The sequence below is a fragment of the Pseudomonas sp. Yb2C2 genome, assembly GCF_052112325.1.
GTDB classification, from domain to species: Bacteria; Pseudomonadota; Gammaproteobacteria; order Pseudomonadales; family Pseudomonadaceae; genus Aquipseudomonas; species Aquipseudomonas marginalis.
Map to the genome: position 1 here is coordinate 1 of NZ_JAVAJK010000057.1, position 1,568 is coordinate 1,568.

2 protein-coding genes are annotated in these 1,568 nt (G+C 59.6%); one reads left to right on the forward strand and one right to left on the reverse strand.

Annotated elements, in window-relative coordinates:
• The coding region (locus Q8X51_RS32115) for a DUF808 domain-containing protein (protein WP_407695009.1) at positions 1-676 on the reverse strand (676 nt) is incomplete at its 3' end.
• Positions 677-967: 291 nt separating this feature from the next.
• Between Q8X51_RS32115 and Q8X51_RS32120 the strand changes: the two genes are divergently transcribed.
• The coding region (locus Q8X51_RS32120) for a TetR/AcrR family transcriptional regulator (RefSeq protein ID WP_407695010.1) at positions 968-1,568 on the forward strand (601 nt) is incomplete at its 3' end.

Sequence of the window (1,568 nt, forward strand, 5' to 3'; positions counted from 1 at the left end):
ACGGCGCCGCGCGCAGGATGCCGCCACCGATACTGCGAGCCATCTGGCCAGGCTTCTGGGTAAGCCACAGGCCCAGGTCATCCAGCTTGACGATACCGGCCACCAGCCCGTAGACGCCGATGGTCATGACGATGGCGATGCCCGACAGGACAATCACTTGCTGCATCAACGGCGCATCGGCCACGGTGCCGAGGGTGATGGCGATGATTTCCGCAGAGAGGATGAAGTCGGTACGAATAGCGCCTTTGATCTTGTCCTTTTCAAAGGCCACCAGATCAGTAGCCGGGTTAGCCACCGCTTCAACCAGCTGCGCATGGTCGGCCTGGACTTCAGCCTTGCTGTGCAGGAATTTATGCGCGAGCTTCTCGAAGCCTTCGAAACACAGGTAGGCGCCGCCGAGCATCAACAACGGTGTGACGGCCCAAGGGGCAAAGGCGCTGATCAACAGCGCAGTGGGCACCAGGATCAACTTGTTGATGAAGGACCCCTTGGCAACGGCCCATACCACCGGGATTTCCCGCTCGGCACGCACGCCGGAAACCTGCTGGGCGTTGAGCGCCAGGTCATCGCCGAGCACTCCGGCGGTTTTTTTTGCCGCTACTTTTGTCATCAGGGCAACGTCATCGAGTACTGCGGCGATGTCGTCGATCAACACCAACAAGCTGCTTCCTGCCATGAATCGGGCTTCCTTAAGAGAGGGATGGGCGGAGCATAACGCGGCGCAGGGCTTTGCGGGCACATTGTTGAGGCCCGCGGATAGCCGGTGCTACCATGCGCAACCGCCTGTCCTGGCAAGGAAACTCCCCGTGCTCAGTTTCATAGATACGTTTCTCTTTTGGCGAGTGGCTGTTGTCGTCAGGCAAGGAGCCGCGACGACTCATAGCTCGCTATGGGGAGGAGCGGCGACGCAGAATGGCGGCAACAGACGCCGTCAAAAAGAAACAGTATCTGTGAGACTGAGCACTTTATGAGCACCATTCGCGAGCGCAACAAAGAAAAGATCCTGCGGGCGGCGAGCGAGGAGTTTGCCGACAAGGGCTTCGCCGCGACTAAAACCAGCGACATCGCCGCCAAGGCCGGGCTGCCCAAGCCCAACGTCTATTACTACTTCAAGTCCAAGGACAACCTCTACCGCGAGGTGCTCGAAAGCATTATCGAGCCGATCCTGGCGGCGTCCACGCCGTTCAACCCCGAGGGCGAGCCTTCAGCGGTGCTGAGCAACTACATCCGCTCGAAAATCCGCATCTCCCGCGACCTGCCCTTCGCCTCCAAGGTGTTCGCCAGCGAAATCATGCATGGCGCACCGCACCTGAGTGCCGAGCAGGTCCAACAACTCAACGCCCAGGCCAAGCACAATATCGACTGCATCCAGAGCTGGGTGGATCGCGGGTTGATTGCAGCTATCGACCCTCATCACCTGATGTTCAGCATCTGGGCGGCGACGCAGACCTATGCGGATTTCGACTGGCAGATTTCCGCGGTGACCGGCAAAGCCAAGCTGGATGAGGCCGATTATGAAGCGGCGGCGCAGACGATTATCCGGTTGGTGCTCAAGGGCTGTGCGCCGG